The 16,913-nt window shown below is 67.5% G+C and carries 12 protein-coding genes and 1 tRNA gene; 4 read left to right on the top strand and 9 right to left on the bottom strand.

The genetic code is table 11. The features are described 5' to 3' along the window. Positions 1–9: 9 nt before the first annotated feature. The 7 genes from LRP66_RS15590 to LRP66_RS15620 form a co-directional block, all read right to left on the bottom strand. A complete protein-coding gene (locus tag LRP66_RS15590) occupies positions 10–276 on the bottom strand; it encodes an STAS domain-containing protein (RefSeq protein WP_230483525.1) in 267 nt (88 codons plus the stop codon). Positions 277–419: 143 nt separating this feature from the next. Beyond that, positions 420–1,850: a methyl-accepting chemotaxis protein gene (locus LRP66_RS15595; protein ID WP_230483526.1), complete on the bottom strand. Its 1,431-nt coding sequence runs from the start codon at positions 1,848–1,850 to the stop codon at positions 420–422. A 161-nt stretch (positions 1,851–2,011) separates the two neighbouring features. Continuing rightward, positions 2,012–2,524: a lactoylglutathione lyase gene (gene gloA, locus LRP66_RS15600; RefSeq protein WP_230483527.1), complete on the bottom strand. Its 513-nt coding sequence runs from the start codon at positions 2,522–2,524 to the stop codon at positions 2,012–2,014. Between the two features lie 77 nt (positions 2,525–2,601). Further along, a complete protein-coding gene (locus LRP66_RS15605) occupies positions 2,602–3,027 on the bottom strand; it encodes an organic hydroperoxide resistance protein (protein WP_230483528.1) in 426 nt (141 codons plus the stop codon). Between the two features lie 117 nt (positions 3,028–3,144). After that, on the bottom strand, positions 3,145–4,539 hold the full coding sequence (locus tag LRP66_RS15610; RefSeq protein ID WP_230483529.1) for an efflux transporter outer membrane subunit: 1,395 nt from the start codon (positions 4,537–4,539) through the stop codon (positions 3,145–3,147). Continuing rightward, on the bottom strand, positions 4,539–5,717 hold the full coding sequence (locus tag LRP66_RS15615; protein ID WP_230483530.1) for an HlyD family secretion protein: 1,179 nt from the start codon (positions 5,715–5,717) through the stop codon (positions 4,539–4,541). Before LRP66_RS15615 ends, LRP66_RS15610 begins: the two co-directional genes overlap by 1 nt. A gap of 3 nt (positions 5,718–5,720) precedes the next feature. Further along, entirely contained in the window at positions 5,721–7,367 is a 1,647-nt protein-coding gene (locus LRP66_RS15620; RefSeq protein ID WP_230483531.1) for an MFS transporter, read from the bottom strand. A gap of 202 nt (positions 7,368–7,569) precedes the next feature. On the opposite strand from LRP66_RS15620, the gene LRP66_RS15625 reads away from it, so the two are divergent. Beyond that, the gene (locus LRP66_RS15625; RefSeq protein WP_230483532.1) at positions 7,570–9,015 is read left to right on the top strand and encodes a sensor histidine kinase; all 1,446 of its coding nucleotides are present in this window, start codon (positions 7,570–7,572) and stop codon (positions 9,013–9,015) included. A gap of 12 nt (positions 9,016–9,027) precedes the next feature. On the opposite strand, the gene LRP66_RS15630 is transcribed toward LRP66_RS15625, so the two are convergent. Further along, on the bottom strand, positions 9,028–11,553 hold the full coding sequence (locus LRP66_RS15630; protein WP_230483533.1) for a PAS domain S-box protein: 2,526 nt from the start codon (positions 11,551–11,553) through the stop codon (positions 9,028–9,030). Positions 11,554–11,826: 273 nt separating this feature from the next. Here LRP66_RS15630 and acs point away from each other — a divergent pair, with 273 nt between their 5' ends. After that, positions 11,827–13,779: an acetate--CoA ligase gene (gene acs / locus LRP66_RS15635; RefSeq protein WP_230483534.1), complete on the top strand. Its 1,953-nt coding sequence runs from the start codon at positions 11,827–11,829 to the stop codon at positions 13,777–13,779. Positions 13,780–13,851: 72 nt separating this feature from the next. Here the strand turns inward: acs and LRP66_RS15640 are convergent, their stop codons facing one another. Beyond that, positions 13,852–14,721, bottom strand: a complete 870-nt coding sequence (locus tag LRP66_RS15640; protein ID WP_230483535.1) for a peptidylprolyl isomerase — start codon at positions 14,719–14,721, stop codon at positions 13,852–13,854. Between the two features lie 95 nt (positions 14,722–14,816). Between LRP66_RS15640 and LRP66_RS15645 the strand changes: the two genes are divergently transcribed. Further along, a tRNA-Ser gene (locus LRP66_RS15645) sits at positions 14,817–14,907 on the top strand. Between the two features lie 154 nt (positions 14,908–15,061). After that, positions 15,062–16,252 carry a tyrosine-type recombinase/integrase gene (locus LRP66_RS15650; protein ID WP_230483536.1) on the top strand — a complete coding sequence of 397 codons (1,191 nt, stop codon included), beginning with the start codon at positions 15,062–15,064 and terminating at the stop codon, positions 16,250–16,252. Positions 16,253–16,913 lie beyond the last annotated feature (661 nt).

The raw sequence follows: 16,913 nt of genomic DNA on the forward strand, positions 1-16,913 counted from the left end.
TCGGCCCCTTCAGGCGGTGACGAGGGCGTCGAGGCCCGCCAGCGCGATCATCGACGCCAGCGGTTCGGACGGGTGGCGAAGCTCGAAATCGACCCTGACGGCAGCGGCCATCGCCTGGGCGCTGGCCAGCACCTGAAGACAGGCCAGCCCGGCCTGGGTCACGTGCGATCCGTCGAGCGCGATCGCGTCCCCCGCGCCGATCAGGTCGAGCAGCGACTGGCGCAACGGCGCGGCGGCACCGGTATCGAGCACGTGGGCAAGGGACAAAGCGGACATGGGCGAACTCCGGGCGTGGCGGCGGGCGGCGCCGGGGTCGGCGCATCGGACGGATCGATGGGGAAGCGGTCTGGCGACCCGCTGGTCAGGCCCCCCGCGGCGTATGTCTTCGGCGCGGGAGCCCTGGCGTCAGCGTGGAGCGATCAGAATTCGCTCCAGTCGTCCTCGTTGACCGCCAGTGCGGCGTTGCCGACCGATTGCGGCACGCTGCGCTGTCCCTGCGCGATGCGGCGACCGGCGGCGGCGGCGCGCTGCTGCATCTGATGGACCGGCTGGGCGGCGGGGGCGGTGTCGCCCGACTGGTGGGTGATCCGGAAGCGGGCGATCTCACGGGCCAGGCCATCGGCCTCGACCGCGAGCGAGCGGGCGGCGGCGGTGGCTTCCTCGACCATCGCGGCGTTCTGCTGGGTCACGCCGTCCATCGCGGACACCGCGGTGTTGACCTCCTGTAACCCGATCGCCTGCTTCTCGGCCGAATTGGCGATATGCTCGACCAGCGTGCTGATCTCGGCGATCTGGACGATGATCCGCTCCAGCGCCTTGCCGGTCTCGCTGACCAGGCTGACGCCCGCATCGACCTGTTCGGAACTGGCGAGGATGCGCGACTTCACGTCCTTGGCGGCATCGGCCGAGCGTTGCGCCAGCGCGCGCACCTCGGAGGCGACGACCGCGAAGCCCTTGCCCGCGTCACCGGCGCGCGCCGCCTCGACCCCGGCGTTGAGCGCCAGCAGGTTCGTCTGGAAGGCGATGCCGTCGATGACGCTGATGATCTCCGAAATCTCGCTCGACGCACGTTCGATCCCGGCCATGGCGTCGACCGCGCGGCGAACCACGCCGCCCGACTGCTCGGCCTCGACACGCGCATCGGCGACGGCGCGATTGGCGCGGTTGGCGCCCTCGGCGGTCTGGCGGACGGTCGAGGTGATCTCGTCCATCGCGGCGGCGGTTTCCTCCAGGCTGGCGGCCTGCTGCTCGGTACGCTGCGACAGGTCGTCGGAGGCCTGGCGAATGTCATTGGCGCCCGCATTGATGCCGTGCGTCGCAACCGTCACCGTGCCCATGACGCGCGCGAGCGAGTCCATCGCGCGATTGAAATCGGCGCGCAGCTTTTCGTAATCGGGGGGGAAGGGCGTCTGGATCGACGAGGTCAGATTGCCCTCCGCCAGTTCGCCAAGCCCCTTGCCCAGCGCGCTGACGACGATCTGCTGCGCCTGCGCCGCATGTTGGACGTCGACGGCGTTCTGGCGGAACACCTGCACCGCCTTGGCCATGCGACCGATACAGTCGCGATAGTCGGTATAGCGGATCTCACGCTCGATATTGCCCGAGGCGAGGTCTTCCATGGTCACGACGCTGTCGACATAGGGATCGCAGATCAGCTTGCGGCTGACCCGCGAGACGATCAGCGAGGCGAGCAGCGCGACCCCGGCGGCGATGATCGGCGGCGTGGGCGCGAAACCGCCGCTGGCGACGACCACCGCCGCTAGGCCGACGGCGGCGATCGCGCCATAGACGAAGGTCAGGACGTCGAACTTCAGACGGATCGGGGCGGTCTTGGCAAACCAGGACAACATAGCGGCTAACCCTCCAGCGACCGGCCTGACGAGCGATCGGCGCTCGTCTTCCGACAATGGAGGGACCATGTGGGGCCCCCCTCTCTCCGGTCTATATGTCCATTATGGACAGAAGACGTAAACAACCGGTTTCGAGTGGGAGAATCTTTTTACCAGTGCATTCAATCCCTCTTCGCGATGCTTTCGGTCATCCCGCGCGCGGAGAGGATTTCGATCCAGTATCCGTCGGGATCGGTGATGAACGCGATGTCCTTCATCTTGCCGTCCTGCGGACGCTTCTTGAATGGAATGCCAAGCGATTCGAAACGGGCACAGGCCCTGGCGACATCGTCGACGCTGATCCCGATATGCCCGAAGCCGCGTGGATCGCGATTGCCGTCATGATAGCCCGCAAAGCCGGGATCGGATTCGGTGCCCCAGTTGTGGGTAAGTTCCAGCGTGGTTTCGCGGTTGAAGATAAACCGCGCGCGTTCCGCCGGATCGGACGGAATCTCCTTGTCCTCGGCCAGATAGGCCAGGAAATAGAGCGAGAATTGCATGTCCACGAAGTCGAGTTGCTGGAGGAGCGTCATGCCCAGCACGTCGCGATAAAAGGCGAGCGAGGGCTTGGGATCGCGGATGCGCAGCATCGTCTGGTTGAGCACGAAGCTTTCGGTGCCGGTGGGGCGGGTCATCGTCGAAGGTCCTTTCGAACGACGAAGCCCCCCGCCGGTGTCGGGCGGAGGGCTCCATTCTGGTCAGTGGCGGGCGGTCAGGCGACCGTCAGGCCGACATCGACATTGTTGCGGGTCGCGTTGGAATAGGGGCAGACCTGATGCGCGGCATGCATCAGCCGCTCGGCATCGGCGCGGTCGACGCCGGGCATGTCGACCACAAGGTCGACCGTGATGCCATAGCCGCCCTCTTCGCGTGGGCCGAAGCCGACCTCGGCGGTGACGGTCGCATCCTGCGGTACGCGCACGCCTTCCTTGCCCGAGACCGCCTTCATCGCGCCCAGGAAGCACGCCGAATAGCCCGCGGCGAACAGCTTTTCCGGATTGGCGCCCTCGCCGCCCGGACCGCCCATTTCCTTGGGCACGACCAGCTTGACGTCGACCGAGCCGTCCTCCGATCGCGCAGCGCCGTCACGACCGCCGGTCGCCGTCGCCTTGGTCTTGTAGATCACGTTCACGGCCATCTCTGTGCTCCCTCTACTGTATCGGTTCGCGGCACTCAGCGCGCCAGTGGCGCTGGCGTTCCATGAGTCCTATCGCTCTCTGAAAGCGATTGCGACCATCGTCCCTTCGCTTGCGACCTATCGTGCCGTCGCGCGGATCGCGTCGGGGGACCAGCCGCCGCCCATCGCCTGATACAGGGTGATATAGGCGGTCAGCTGATTGGCCTGCGCCTCCGCCAGCGCCAGTTCGGCGGTCAGCAAGCCGCGTTGCGCATCGAGCTGGTCGATATAGCCCGAATAGCCCGCACGATAGCGGTTGGAGGCGATGCGAAGGCCATCGGCCTGGGCGTCGCGCTGTCCGGCAAGCGCCACCGCCTGCTCGCCCGACCGCCGGACCAAGGCGAGGCTGTCGTCCACCTCGCGGAACGCGGTCAGCGCGGTGCGGCGATAGGCATAGGCGGCCTGGTCGCGGCGCGCGACGCTGGCATCCGCCTGCGCGCGGAGCCGACCGGCGTCGAAGATCGGCGCAAGGACGCTGCCACCGATCGAGAAGACGGTGATCGGATTGGCGAGCGCGCTCGACAACACGATGCCCGCCGAGCCGGTCAGCCCCAGGCTGGGCAGCATCGCGGCCCGCGCGCTGTCGAGCGACCGGTCGGCCGCGACCAGCGCCTGCTCGGCCTGGAACAGGTCGGGACGACGACGCAGCAGATCGGCTGGCAACCCGTCGGGGATGGCGGGGCGGACGAGCTTGTCGATCGCCAGTCCGCGCGGGATCGGGCCGGGATTGCCACCGATCAGGACGCTCAAGGCGTTCTCCTGCCGCGTCACGGCGAGCTTGGCGGCGGCGACGAGCTGTTCGGTGGCGCGATATTCGCCCTGCGCCTGCCGCAGCTCCAGATTGGAGGTATAGCCCGTTTCCGCGCGCCGCCGCGCGATGCGCAGCGCGTCCGCGCGCGCCGACAGCGTCTCCTCGGCGATGTGGAGCCGGTGGTCGAGCGCGCGCAGCGTGACATAGCCGCTCGCCACGCCGGCGGCGAGCGCGAGGCGGACGGTGTCGCGTGCCGCCTCGGTCGCGAGCAATTGCGCGCGCGCGGCGGCGCGGGCGCTGCGCAGGCGGCCGAACAGGTCGAAGTCGTAGCTCGCCTGGACCAGCGGCTGCGCCCCGAGCTGGTCGAGCCCGGTGCCGAAGGCGGTGACCGAACGCCCTTCGCTGAGCGGAACCCCGGCGGTGATGCTGGGCGAAAGCTGCGCGCGGGCGAGCCGCTCCTGCGCGCGCGCCTCCTCGACGCGGGCGGCGGCGCTGCCCAGATCGGGGCTGTCGGCGAGCGCGCGGGCGACCAGCGCGGTCAGTTGCGGATCGCCGAACGCCTGCCACCAGTCGGCGGCGATCGGGCTGCCCGGCCCCAGCGTCGTTCGCCAGGCGGGGGGCGGCACGACGGTCGTGGCGGCGGGCGGGGCGGGACGCGGACCGATGCACCCGGCAAGCGACAGCAGCGCGGCCAGCGGGAGCGCGGGATGAAGGCGCGGCATCATCGCACCGTCGGCCCGCCCGACGTGTCGACGCTCGCCTGTACCGACATGCCGGGGCGCAGCCGGCTGGCGAGCGGCTGGCCCGGATCGACGCGAATGCGCACCGCGATACGCTGCGGCACCTTGGTGAAGTTGCCGGTCGCATTGTCGGATTTCAGCACCGCGAATTCGGACCCGGCGGCGGGCGAGATCCGCTCGACATGCCCCTTCAGCCGCGCATTGTTCAGCCCGTCGACGGTGAAGCTGGCGGGCTGGCCCACCGCCATGCGGGCGGTCTGCGCCTCCTTGAAATTGGCGATGACCCAGGTTTCGGGCGGCACGAGGAACATCAACTGCGATCCCGCCGTGACATATTGCCCCAGCCGGACGCCGACCTCGGACAGGCGACCGTCCTCGGGGGCGCGGATGACGGTGTTCGCCAGGTCGATCTGCGCCAGCCGTCGGGCAGCCTCGGCGCCGGACACGCCCGCCTGTTGCCCTCCGCGCCCGACCTCGACGGTGCGGACGTCCTGCCTTGCGATCTCACGCGCGGCCTGCGCCTGGCGGAGCGCGGCCTGCGCCTGACGCAGCGAGGCGAGCGTCTGGTCGCGTTCGCGCAGCGATACCGAACCGTCGGTCACCAGGTCGTTGACCCGCGCCATGTCGGCCTGCGCGCGCATCAGCTGTGCCTGCGCATTGGCCACGGCGGCGTCCTGTGCGGCGACGCTGGCCGCGCGCGAGGCGGCGGCCTGGCGGCTGTTCGCCAGCGTCGCGGTCTGCGCCTCGACCTGCGCGGTGGCCTGGTCGACCCGCTGGCGATAGATGCGGTCGTCGATCCGGACCAGTGGTTGGCCCGCGCGCACCGTGTCGAAATCCTTCACCAGCACGGCGGTGACATAGCCGCTGACCTGCGGTGCGATCACCGTGGTGCGACCACGGACATAGGCGTTATCGGTCGACTGGCGCGCGGTCGCGAACGGGGGCAGCCGCCACGCCGCCAGCACCGCCGCCACCCCGCCGATGACGAGCAGCGCGATCAGCGCGCGCGATCGCCAGCCGCCCGATGGCGGGCTCCAGCCCGATGCGGGGGCGCGGCGCGGAACCGGCGCGGGCGTGGCGGCGGGGGGCGGGACGCCCGCCTCGGCGGCGGCTTCCTCGGTCATCGGGGTGGGGGAGACGGGCGATCGGGTATCGGTCATGGCTCAGGCCTTGGCAGCGGCGCGCGTGCGCCGGGCACGTCGCCAGGTCAGCAGCGCGAGAAACAGGGTGACGGCGGCGGCCAGTGCCGCCACCAGTCGGAAGACGTCGTTATAGGCGCGGATATTCGCCTCGCGCGTGGCGGCCTGCGACAGCAGCGCGGCCCCTTCGGCGCGCGCCAGGGTGGGATCGCCGACCACGCCCGCGACGCGCCCGCCCCCCGCCGCGATCCGCTGGGTCACCTGCGGATCGGTGGGATCGATATTCTGGACGATGGCGGCGCTGTGCGCCTTTTCGCGGATCGTCTGATAGGTGCCCAGCAAGGCGGTCCCGCCCAGCCCGCCGACCGAGTTGAGGACGCCGAACAATGCGATGAAGCTGATGACATGCCCCGCCCCCTGTTGCAGCGCGCGGGTCATCCCGAACAACAGCGACGGGCCGAGGAAGAAGGTGGTCGAGAAGGCGATCAGCGCCTGGGTGGCATAAAGCTCGGGCGCGCGGGTGAGGTTGGTCGAAAAGCTGTCGGCATAGGCGGCGATCGCGACCAGTCCGATCGCGAACATCACCGGATGGGTCAGCCGGTTCACGTCGAGCGTGATCGCGCTCATCACGACCCCCGCGATCGAGGCGAGGAAGGCGATGGTGAACAGCGTGCCGAACTGGTCGTTGTTCTGGCCGAGCACGGTCAGCAGGCCGACCGCACCGAAATTCTGTTCCGACAATACGACACGCGCCATGATCGTGACGATGGCGAAGCGGACGATGTCCATCGAGCCCAGCCAGCGGGTATTCAGAAGCGGATTGGCGCGGTGATGCTCGATCCAGAGCGCGGCGGCGAGCAGCGGTATGGCGATGGCGAGCGACCAGCCGATCCATGGCGCCTGCGTCCACCAGACCAGCCGCCCCTGGCCCAGCACCGCACAGAATAGCCCGATCGCGGGCGCGTAGAGCGCGAAGGTCAGGAAATCGAGCGGCTCGAACGCCTTGACCCGCTGGGTGGGGGGAAGGCGAAGCGCCACGATCGCGGCCAGGCTGACCGCCGCGAGCCCGAATTCGAACAGATACAGCGTGCGCCACTGCGACATGGCGAGCAGTTCGGGCGAGAAGAGGCGGGCGAGCGGCGTCGCGCATTGCGGTACGCCAATCCCCAGGACGATCGCCTTCAACCGCCATTTGGCGGGCAGCGCCTGCATCATATAATAGAGGCCGAGCGAGGACAGCGCGGCGGCCGCCATGCCGCTCGCCGCGCGCACCGCGATCGCGGTCGAGAAATCGCGGACGAACAGATGCGCGAAGGTCAGGATCGTATAGAGCCCCGCGAACAGCAGCGCGAAGGGCCGCAGGCCGAACTGCTGGCGGAACTTGATGAGCAGCAGGTTGATCGATGCGTTGGTCATCACATAGACGATGGGCAGCCAGGCGATCTCGGTCGGATCCAGCCCCAGCGCGCCCTGCAACTGCACCGTGTTGACCTGGACCAGCGCATTGCCCAGCCCGCCGGTCAACCCGATCAGGACGGCGATGACGCCATAGGCGATGCGGGGGCGATAGGGATGATCGAAATTGCCGGGCGATCCGGGAATGGTCGGCCGTTCATGCGGGGCGAAGGCCCAATCCTCCTCGCTCCAGAATTGCCGAAACCGCGATCCCATCCCCGTCCTTTCGTGCCCGCGCCTCAAACGCGCGGAAAACCGTTTCGGGTGCGTGACGCAGGACGGGCGTGGCGCGCTGGCGGATCGGCCTGGCACGGTGCCCCGGACATATACTCGTTACGGAGTCGATCGTTCTTGCTATTTGGCGCCATTCGCGCGGGATGGCCGCCTTCGACGCGCGACAGGGATGAAAAAGGTTCGGATGGGTAAGCGCAACCCCGTAAAGCCGGTCAGCCACGATCTGCTCCAGGCGACGATGGACGCCTCGACGGACATGATCCAGGTGTTCGAGGCGATCCGCGACGATGATGGCGAGATCGTCGATTTTCGCTGGGTGCTCAACAACCACCGCTCCGAACGTCTATATGGCGAGGTGCGCGGCGAAAGCCTGCTCGAGCGTAATCCGGGCGTGGTCGTCGAGGGCATCTTCGACGCCTTTTGCCGCGTGACCGAAACCGGCATCGCCGAGCAGAAGGAGCATCATTACGTCCATGAGCAGTTCGACGGCTGGTTCTACCAGACCGTGGTCAAGCTGGGCGACGGCGTCGCGACCACGACGCGCGACATCAGCGAATGGAAGGCGTCGCAGGCCGAACTGATCCGGCTTCGCGAGGAAATGGTGCAGATCAAGCTGGCCGACAGCGAAAGCCAGCTCGCGGCGATCTTCGCCACCGCGCCGGTCGGCCTGTCGGTCGTCGCGCCCGATGGCCGCTTCCTGCGGGTGAACGACGAACTCTGCCGGATCGTCGGGCGCTCGCGTGGGGAGGTGCTCGCGGGCGGGGTCGCCGACCTGACCCATCCCGACGATCTCGCCCCCAGCGTCGAGGCGCTGCGGCAGGCCGCCGCCACGGGGCAACCCGCCACGCTCGACAAGCGCTATTGCCGTCCCGACGGGACGCTGGTCTGGGCGAACAGCACCATCTCGCTGCTCCCCGACGGGCATGGCCAGGCGAACCGGTTCCTGGTCGTCACCTCCGACCTGACCGAGCGACGCAAGGCCGATGCGCTGCAGCGCGTGCTGATCGCCGAGTTGCAGCACCGGACCAGCAACCTGATGGGCGTGGTCCGCTCGATCGCGAACGACAGCGTGCGCGCCGCCGACGACCTGACGGACTTCCATGCCCAGTTCAACGACCGGCTGGAGGCGCTGTCGCGGGTGCAGAGCCTGTTGTCGCGACTCAGCGAGCATGACCGCGTCTCGTTCGACGATCTGCTGCGCGCCGAGCTGGCCGCGATGGGGGGCACCGCGGACCGGGTGACGCTCGACGGACCTGCCGGGGTGCGGCTCCGTTCCTCGACCGTGCACACCCTGGCCATCGCGCTGCACGAACTGGCGACCAACGCGGTAAAATACGGCGCGCTGGGCCAGCCGGGCGGTCGGCTGGCGGTCCGTTGGACGCTCGAGCCCGAGGGCGAGGGGGGCAAGCCGTGGCTGCATATCGACTGGCAGGAGAGCGGAGTCGACATGCGCGCCTCGGGTCCGGCGCGCGACGGCGGCGGCCAGGGGCGCGAGTTGATCGAGCAGGCGCTTCCCTATCAGCTCGGCGCGCGTACCAGCTACGCCCTGGGCCCCGAAGGCGTGCACTGCACGATCGCGATGCCGGTCTCGACCAGCATGGCATCTCTTCCCCCGTTCGCCCCTTTCTGAGGGGACGGGGCGTCATTCGTCCAGCATCGCCCGGATACGCGCCGCCAGGTCGGCGAAGTCGAACGGCTTGGTGATGAGGGCCACCCCGGCGTCGAGCCGCCCGCCATGGACGATCACGTCGCGCGCATAGCCGGTGGTGAACAGCACCTTGAGCGCCGGGTGAAGCGACCGCGCGGCCGAGGCGAGGTCCGCGCCCGTCATCCCGCCGGGCAGGACCACGTCGGAAAAGAGCAGCGCGATCCGGCCAGCGTCGGGCGCTTCGAGCAGCGCGAGCGCGGACGCGCCGTCCTCCGCCTCCAGCACGTCATAGCCCAGTTCGCGCAGCGCCTCGGTCGAATAGGTGCGGACATCGGCATCGTCCTCGACCACCAGGATCGTCTCGGTTCCGCGGGTCGGGCGCTGGGTGGCGGGTGTCTCGGCTACTGGCTCGGCCGTACCGTGATGGCGCGGCAGGAACAGCGAGACGCAGGTCCCCTGGCCCGGATGGGACTCGATCTGCACCTGCCCGCCCGACTGTTTGGCAAAGCCATAGACCATCGACAGGCCGAGGCCGGTTCCCTTGCCGACCTCCTTCGTCGTGAAGAACGGCTCGAACACGCGGCCGAGCGTCGCGCGGTCCATGCCGGAGCCGGTGTCGCGAACGTCGATCGCGACATAGTCGCCCGGATCGGTCGGATAGGGGACCGGCCCCGCCACCATCGTCACCAGTCCGTCGAGCGTCGCGTTGCGCATCGTGATCGACAGGGTGCCGCCATGCGGCATCGCGTCGCGCGCGTTCACCGCCAGGTTCAGGATCGCGCTTTCCAACTGGTTCGGATCGGCCTCGACCGGCCAGAGATCCGGCGCCGCGTCGATCGCCAGCGACACCTGCTCGCCGAGCGTCCGGGTGAGCAGGTCGGACAGTCCGTCGACCAGCCGTACCGCATCGATCGCCTGCGGCGCGAGTGGCTGTCGCCGCGAGAAGGCGAGCAGCCGCTGGGTCAGCGTCGCCGCCCGCTTGGCACCCGTCATCGCGTTGGTCGCGGCGCGCCTGGCGCGCGGATGCTCGTCGATCGGCAGGAAGCGGTCGAGCATCTCCAGATTGCCGACCACGACCTGGAGCAGGTTGTTGAAGTCGTGCGCGATGCCGCCGGTGAGCTGGCCCACCGCCTCCATCTTCTGGCTCTGCCGAAGCTGTGCCTCCATGTCGGCCAGCCGCTCCTGCTGGGCCAGCCGTTCCGAGACGTCGGTCGCGAACTGATAGGCGCCGAGCGGCGTGCCGTCGGTCGAGAAGAGCGGGCTGAAGCGCAGCTCGTAATGCCGCCTGTTCCCCTCCAGATCGTCGATCGCCTGGATGACCGCGAAATCCTCGCCCGCCAGCGCCCGCGTCCAAAGGTCGCGCATCACCGACAGGATCTCGGGCCGCCTCCCCATCGCGTCGCTCTTGTCCTGGCCGATCTGCGGGCGGACCCCGAAGATGCGTTCCAGATCGTCGGCGGCGGCGCGGTTGATCGCCAGATAGCGGTGATCGAACCCCAGCACCTGGACCATGGTCCCGGTCGAGTCGATGATGTCCGCGAACAGCTTGCGCTCGGCCAGCGCCTCGACCACCCGGCGTTCGAGCACCGCATTCACGTCGCGCAGCGTTTCCTCGGCCCGCCGCCGCTCGTCGATGTCGAACACCGATCCGACCATGCCCAGATAGGTGCCGTCGTCGTCGATGCGCGGGATCGCGGTCACCATCGACCAGCGATGGACGCCGTCATGCCGCAGCAACCGGAATTCGTGCGTGAACGCCACCCGGTTGCCGGTCGCCTGCCGGAACGCGGCCTCGACGGCGGGGCGATCCTCCGGGAAGATCGCCTTCAGCCAGTTGAAGTCGAGGCCCTGTTCGACCGGGAGGCCGGTCAGCACGGTCCAGGCACGGTTGATATAGACGCAGTGGCCATCGGCGCGCGTGAGCCACATGATGATCGGCGCGTGATCGGCGACGTTGCGGAACCGCGCCTCGCTCTCGCGTGCGGCGGTGATGGCCAGCTCGCGGTCCTGCCGGTCGCGCATCCGCGCGCTGCTGTCGATCACCGTCGCCAATATGCCCGAGGGCTGTCCGCTTTCGTCGGCGATCGGCGTATAGTCCAGATCCAGCCAGTGCTGCTGCGGAACGCCGCGATGCGCCAGCAGCATCGCCTGGTCGCGATAGGCCAGCGGCTCGCCGCCCAGCACGGTCGCGATCACCTGGGCATTGAACACCGCCGCTTCCGGCCAGCTATCGACCAGCCTCTGACCCAGGATCGCCGGATGCCGGTCGCCCGAGAAGGCGGCATAGGCGGCATTGTAGATCAGGATGCCCTCGGACCCCCAGATCGTCGCCATCGGAATGGAGGAGGACAGCGCGATACCGATCGCGGTCAACCGGCTCTGCGGCCATTCGGCGATCGGTCCCAGCGGCGTCGCCCGCCAGTCGAAGCCCGCGATCAGCCGCCCCATCTCGCCATTGCGCGCCAAGATGGCGGCAAACCCGGCTGGGATGTCGGCCGGACCCTGGGCAGTCGCGATCATGCTCGGTCCGTCCCCCCTCGAAACCCGCCGCAAATGACGCTGTAGCGTTGCTTGCGTGCGAGGAACAGAGGCTGCGGCCGGTATCTTGCCCTGAATGAAGCAAAATATCGCGCGACGCCGCCATCTCTTTGTCGGAGCGGTCGTTACGCTTTGGTTTCTTCTCGAACCCCGGGTCCGTCCTGCCCGTCGCTGCGGCGCATCACTTTGTCACGGACCCGATAGGCATTTGCCATGTTCGCCTGCTAAACGTCGGCGGAATTAGGAGAGACAGCCATGAGCGCAACCCTTCACCCCGTACCGGACTGGGCCGACAGCGCGTCCATGACGGCCGATGGCTATGCCCGTGCCTATGACGCCGCGCGTACCGATCCGGACGGCTATTGGCGCGAGCAGGCGGCGCGGCTGGACTGGATCGCGCCCTTCACCAGCGTCAAGGACACCAGCTTCGCCGAGGCGGATTTCCGGATCAACTGGTTCGCGGACGGACAGCTCAACGTCGCGGCCAACTGCATCGACCGGCATCTCGAGACCCGCGCCGACCAGGTCGCGATCCTGTGGGAGGGCGACGCCCCCGGCACCGAGCGGCGGATCACCTATCGCGAACTGCACGAACAGGTCTCGCGCCTCGGTAACGCGCTGAAGTCGCTGGGCGTCGCCCGGGGCGACCGCGTGACCATCTATCTGCCGATGATCCCCGAGGCGGCCTTCGCGATGCTGGCCTGCGCGCGGATCGGGGCGATCCATTCGATCGTGTTCGGCGGCTTTTCGCCCGAAAGCCTGGCCAACCGGATCGTCGATTGCGATTCGCGGATCGTCATCACCGCGGACGGCGGCTGTCGCGGGGGCAAGGCGGTGCCGCTCAAGGCCAATGTCGATGCCGCGCTCGAGCATGACGGCGTCGTCGTCGACCACGTCCTGGTCGTGAAGCATAGCGGCGTCGCGGTGACGATGAAGTCGGGGCGCGACGCCTGGTACGGCGATCTGGTCGATGCCGCGTCGGCCGACTGCCCGCCCGAGGCGATGGGGGCGGAGGATCCGTTGTTCATCCTCTATACCAGCGGTTCGACCGGCAAGCCCAAGGGCGTGCTGCACAGCAGCGGCGGCTATCTGCTCTGGGCGTCCTGGACCCACGGCCACGTCTTCGATTACCGCGAGGGCGAGGTCTTCTGGTGCGCCGCCGATGTCGGCTGGGTCACCGGGCACAGCTATGTCGTCTATGGCGCGCTGGCGAACGGCGCGACGACGCTGATGTATGAGGGCGTGCCCAACTACCCCGACTTCAGCCGTTTCTGGCAGATCGTCGACAAATACCAGGTCGCGACCTTCTACGCCGCGCCGACCGCGCTGCGCTCGCTGATGCGCGAGGGCGACGACTGGGTGAAGAGGACCGACCGCTCGTCGCTCCGCGTGCTGGGCTCGGTCGGCGAGCCGATCAATCCGGAGGCCTGGGAATGGTTCTACCGCGTGGTGGGCGAGGGGCGCTGTCCGATCGTCGATACCTGGTGGCAGACCGAAACCGGCGGCCACATGATCGCGCCGATCCCCGGTGCGGTGCCGCTCAAGCCGGGATCGGCGACGCTGCCGCTGCCCGGCGTCCTGCCGCAGATCGTCGATGCCGAGGGCAAGGTGCTCGACGGCGCGGTCGAGGGGAACCTCGTCGTCGCGGATAGCTGGCCGGGGCAGATGCGTACCGTCTGGGGCGATCACGACCGCTTCTTCCAGACCTATTTCACCACCTATCCGGGGAAATATTTCACCGGCGACGGGTGCCGTCGCGACGAGGACGGCTATTACTGGATCACCGGGCGGGTCGACGACGTCATCAACGTCTCGGGCCACCGCATGGGCACCGCCGAGGTCGAATCGGCGCTGGTCGCCCATGCCAAGGTCGCGGAGGCCGCGGTGGTCGGCATGCCGCACGACGTGAAGGGGCAGGGCATCTACGCCTTCGTCACGCTGAACGCCGGGGTCGAGGAGGACGAGGCGCTTCGTGCCGAGCTGATCCAGTGGGTGCGTCGCGAGATCGGGCCGATCGCGACCCCCGACGCGCTGCAATTCGCGCCGGCGCTGCCCAAGACCCGTTCGGGCAAGATCATGCGCCGCATCCTGCGCAAGATCGCCGAGAATCAGGTCGACGCGCTCGGCGACACTTCGACGCTCGCCGATCCGGCGGTGGTCGATCACCTGGTCGCCAACCGGATTGAGCCGGGCAAGAAGGCGGCGTGACGGGGAAGGGGCCGCTGCCTGTTCGGCGGTCCCGTTTGCCCGCCGCGCTTTCCCGGGGCCTTCGACCCCGCCTCAAGGCGCCTTGCGAACCGGCGGCAGGGCCGCGCAAATGTCCACACCCCCCGCGGGCACGGTGAAGAAGTCGTTCTTCCGATTCTCCCGCCCCTTGGTCCAGGCGGCGAAGCGCGGGGAGGCCGTCTCGCGATACTGGTAATGCGGTCGCTGGGCGGCGGGCAGTTCGCTTGCCAGTCGGGCCGATACGATCCGCAGACGCTGCCCCTCATCGGCATAGAAGCCCAGCTCGCCGGTGCCGCGCGGCAGGGTGGACAGCGCTTCCATCCCGTCGATCACGCGGCCCGCCACCGCGATATTGCGGTCCAGGCCGCGTGGCGAGTGACCGATGATCGTATAGAGCTCCGCACCCGTACCCGTGCTGGGCGCCAGATCGCGTGCGACGCCGACCATGCCATAGCAATGCGGGATCCATTCGGACGCGGCGTCCCCCGCCAACGGCCAGCCATCGCGGCTATAGCCCGCCCAGGCGGCATAGGGATCGGGCTTGCTGAGCCGCGCGACCGCGCTGTTGCCCGCGCGGACATATTCGGCGGGGGGATTGGCGACGATGCCGGTGGGCAGCGGCTTCTTCTCGGTCGCATCGCCCCATTGCGCGACGTAATTCTCCTGAACGCGGTAGACGCTGGTGCCCCGGTCCCACCAGTGCGCACGGGCGAGCGCGCGGATATTGGCGACATGGACGGGCGCTTGCGCGGCGGCGAGGCGGACCGTCACCGTCTTGCCGTTCGCCAGCGTGAAGATCAGCACCTCGTCATCGGGCACCGCGATCCAGTCGGACGGCAGGGCGTCGCCCGGCTGCACGGCGGCGGGGGCGGGAGCGGGCGAGGCCTGCGCAAACAGCGCGGCGAGAAGAAGCGCGATGGTCATCGCAGGCCAGACTGCCCCAGCGCGATCCCCCACGCAATCGCTTGCGCGGGACGCCGAAGCACATTAGGGGCCCGTGCTCCAGGCATGAATTCAGCGGAGCGGTGGCCGAGTGGTCGAAGGCGCTCGCCTGGAAAGTGAGTATACGCCAAAAGCGTATCGAGGGTTCGAATCCCTCCCGCTCCGCCATTTCAGCCCTCTATGGGCCTCGCAAAACCCCCAAAAATATGCTATAAAACCGCAGAAACCAGCGGTTTTTTGGTGCCGCTGCGTTTCACTCGATCCGACACAATCTCACGCGAAGTGTGGGGGAAAGTGTGGGGAAAAATTGAGGTGAGGTGGCATGGGAAAGCTCACTGCGCTCAAGATTCGATCGCTGATCGAGCCCGGACGCTATTCGGACGGGGACGGCCTGTTTCTAGAAATCAACGGCAAAGGGGCAGCCAGCTGGGTTCTTCGAATCCAGAATAAGGGAAAACGCCAGGATATCGGGCTGGGCTCACTCAAAGCGGTTTCTCTCAAGGATGCCAGAGAGGCCGCGTTCCTCACACGCCAGAAGATCGCACAAGGCATCGACCCTGTCGCCGAGCGGAAGCAGGAGCGGCAGGTGATTCCGACGTTCCGCAAGGCCGCCGAGATGGTCCATGAGGAACACAAGGAGGCGTGGAAGAACGGCAAGCATCAGGATCAGTGGATCGCGACGCTGAAGACCTACGCCTTCCCCAAGATGGGCGACCGGCTAGTCAGCGAAATCGAAGGCCCTGTAATTCGGGACGTATTGGCTCCTATCTGGCTGACGAAGCCGGAAACGGCGCGCCGCGTTCGGCAACGCATCGGCACCGTTCTCGACTGGTCCTACGCACGCGGGTTCCGCGCGACCGAAGCGCCGATGCGGTCGCTTTCCAAGGGGCTGCCTCGTCAGCCCAAGAAGGAAAGCCATTTTGCGGCCCTGCCTTATGCATCCGTGCCAAAATTACTCGAGAAGCTGGGCGAGCGGGAGACCGTTGGCCGCGTTGCGCTGGAAGCGCTCATCCTGACGGCGGCGCGGTCGGGAGAAATCCGGGGGGCGACTTGGTCGGAGCTCGACCTTGAAGCAGCGTTGTGGATGATCCCCGCTGAACGGATGAAAATGGGGCGAGTACATGTCGTGCCCCTCGCGCCCGAAGCGGTGTCGGTGTTCGAGCACGCTAAGACTTTCAAGGTTGGCGCCAGCGAGTTGGTTTTTCCCGGCCAGAACGTGAAAAAGCCGCTCTCCGATATGACGCTCCTCAAGATCCTCCGAGACATGGACCTCGCGGTAACAGTACATGGGTTTCGGTCGGCATTCCGAGACTGGGTGGCGGAGCAGACGGACTATTCGGGAGAGGTCGCCGAGGCGGCGCTTGCCCATACAGTTTCAAATAAGGTCGAGGCCGCTTATCGCCGGACCGACTTTCTCGACAAACGCCGGCTGCTCATGCGTGACTGGGCGGCGTTTTGCAAAAAGACGCCCCCTTCGTCGGCGGATAGCGAGGACGATGAGTCCAACGCCTGAGCTTGGATTCGAACAGGGTAAGCAGATGTAGAGCGGGAGGTGCGCTCAGTACTTTTAGGGTAGTGCGGCCCGTATTGGCCCTCGACCTGCCCCCTCCTGACCGATTGCGCTAAGTCGGCTGCATGCGCGTCGACTGCCCCCAACGGCCAACTTATGCTGTGGGGCGCTGGCGGCCTCGATTAAAAATGGAGCGGCCGTTTGCGACCATTTTTTGCCGTTCCGGTCAGGTCACGGGTACGACCGCTATCGCCAAGAACGGCCAGTCATCGGTTCTCGACCGAGGGGCAGCATCGCCCGATCAGAAGTCATTCGTTGCACGCTCCCCCGCCGTGACACTGGCTGCTGCGGCACACCATTTGGCAGTCCCATTTTTTCGTCTCTCCGGGACATTTTCGGGAAAGAGCAAACGGGAACAGATTTCGGGAAAACTGCCCCCTATAGGCATAGGAAAGGCCGCTCCGCTCGTTTTGTCCCGTTCGACCTTCCCAATCGAGAAGCGCAGCAGGCCGCTATCGCGTTGGCGGATCAGCGGCGCTCGCCGTTCCGGATACGCGCATCCCGAAAACCCTTTTCCCAGGCTTTCACAGTCATGGGTTTGGATCGACCATCATATGGACAATCGATCATGGTCTTGTCGGGATCGCGGCCCGCGATCTGCCCT

Origin of the sequence: Sphingomonas sp. Leaf21, from assembly GCF_916858675.1 — a bacterium.
Lineage (GTDB): Bacteria > Pseudomonadota > Alphaproteobacteria > Sphingomonadales > Sphingomonadaceae > Sphingomonas.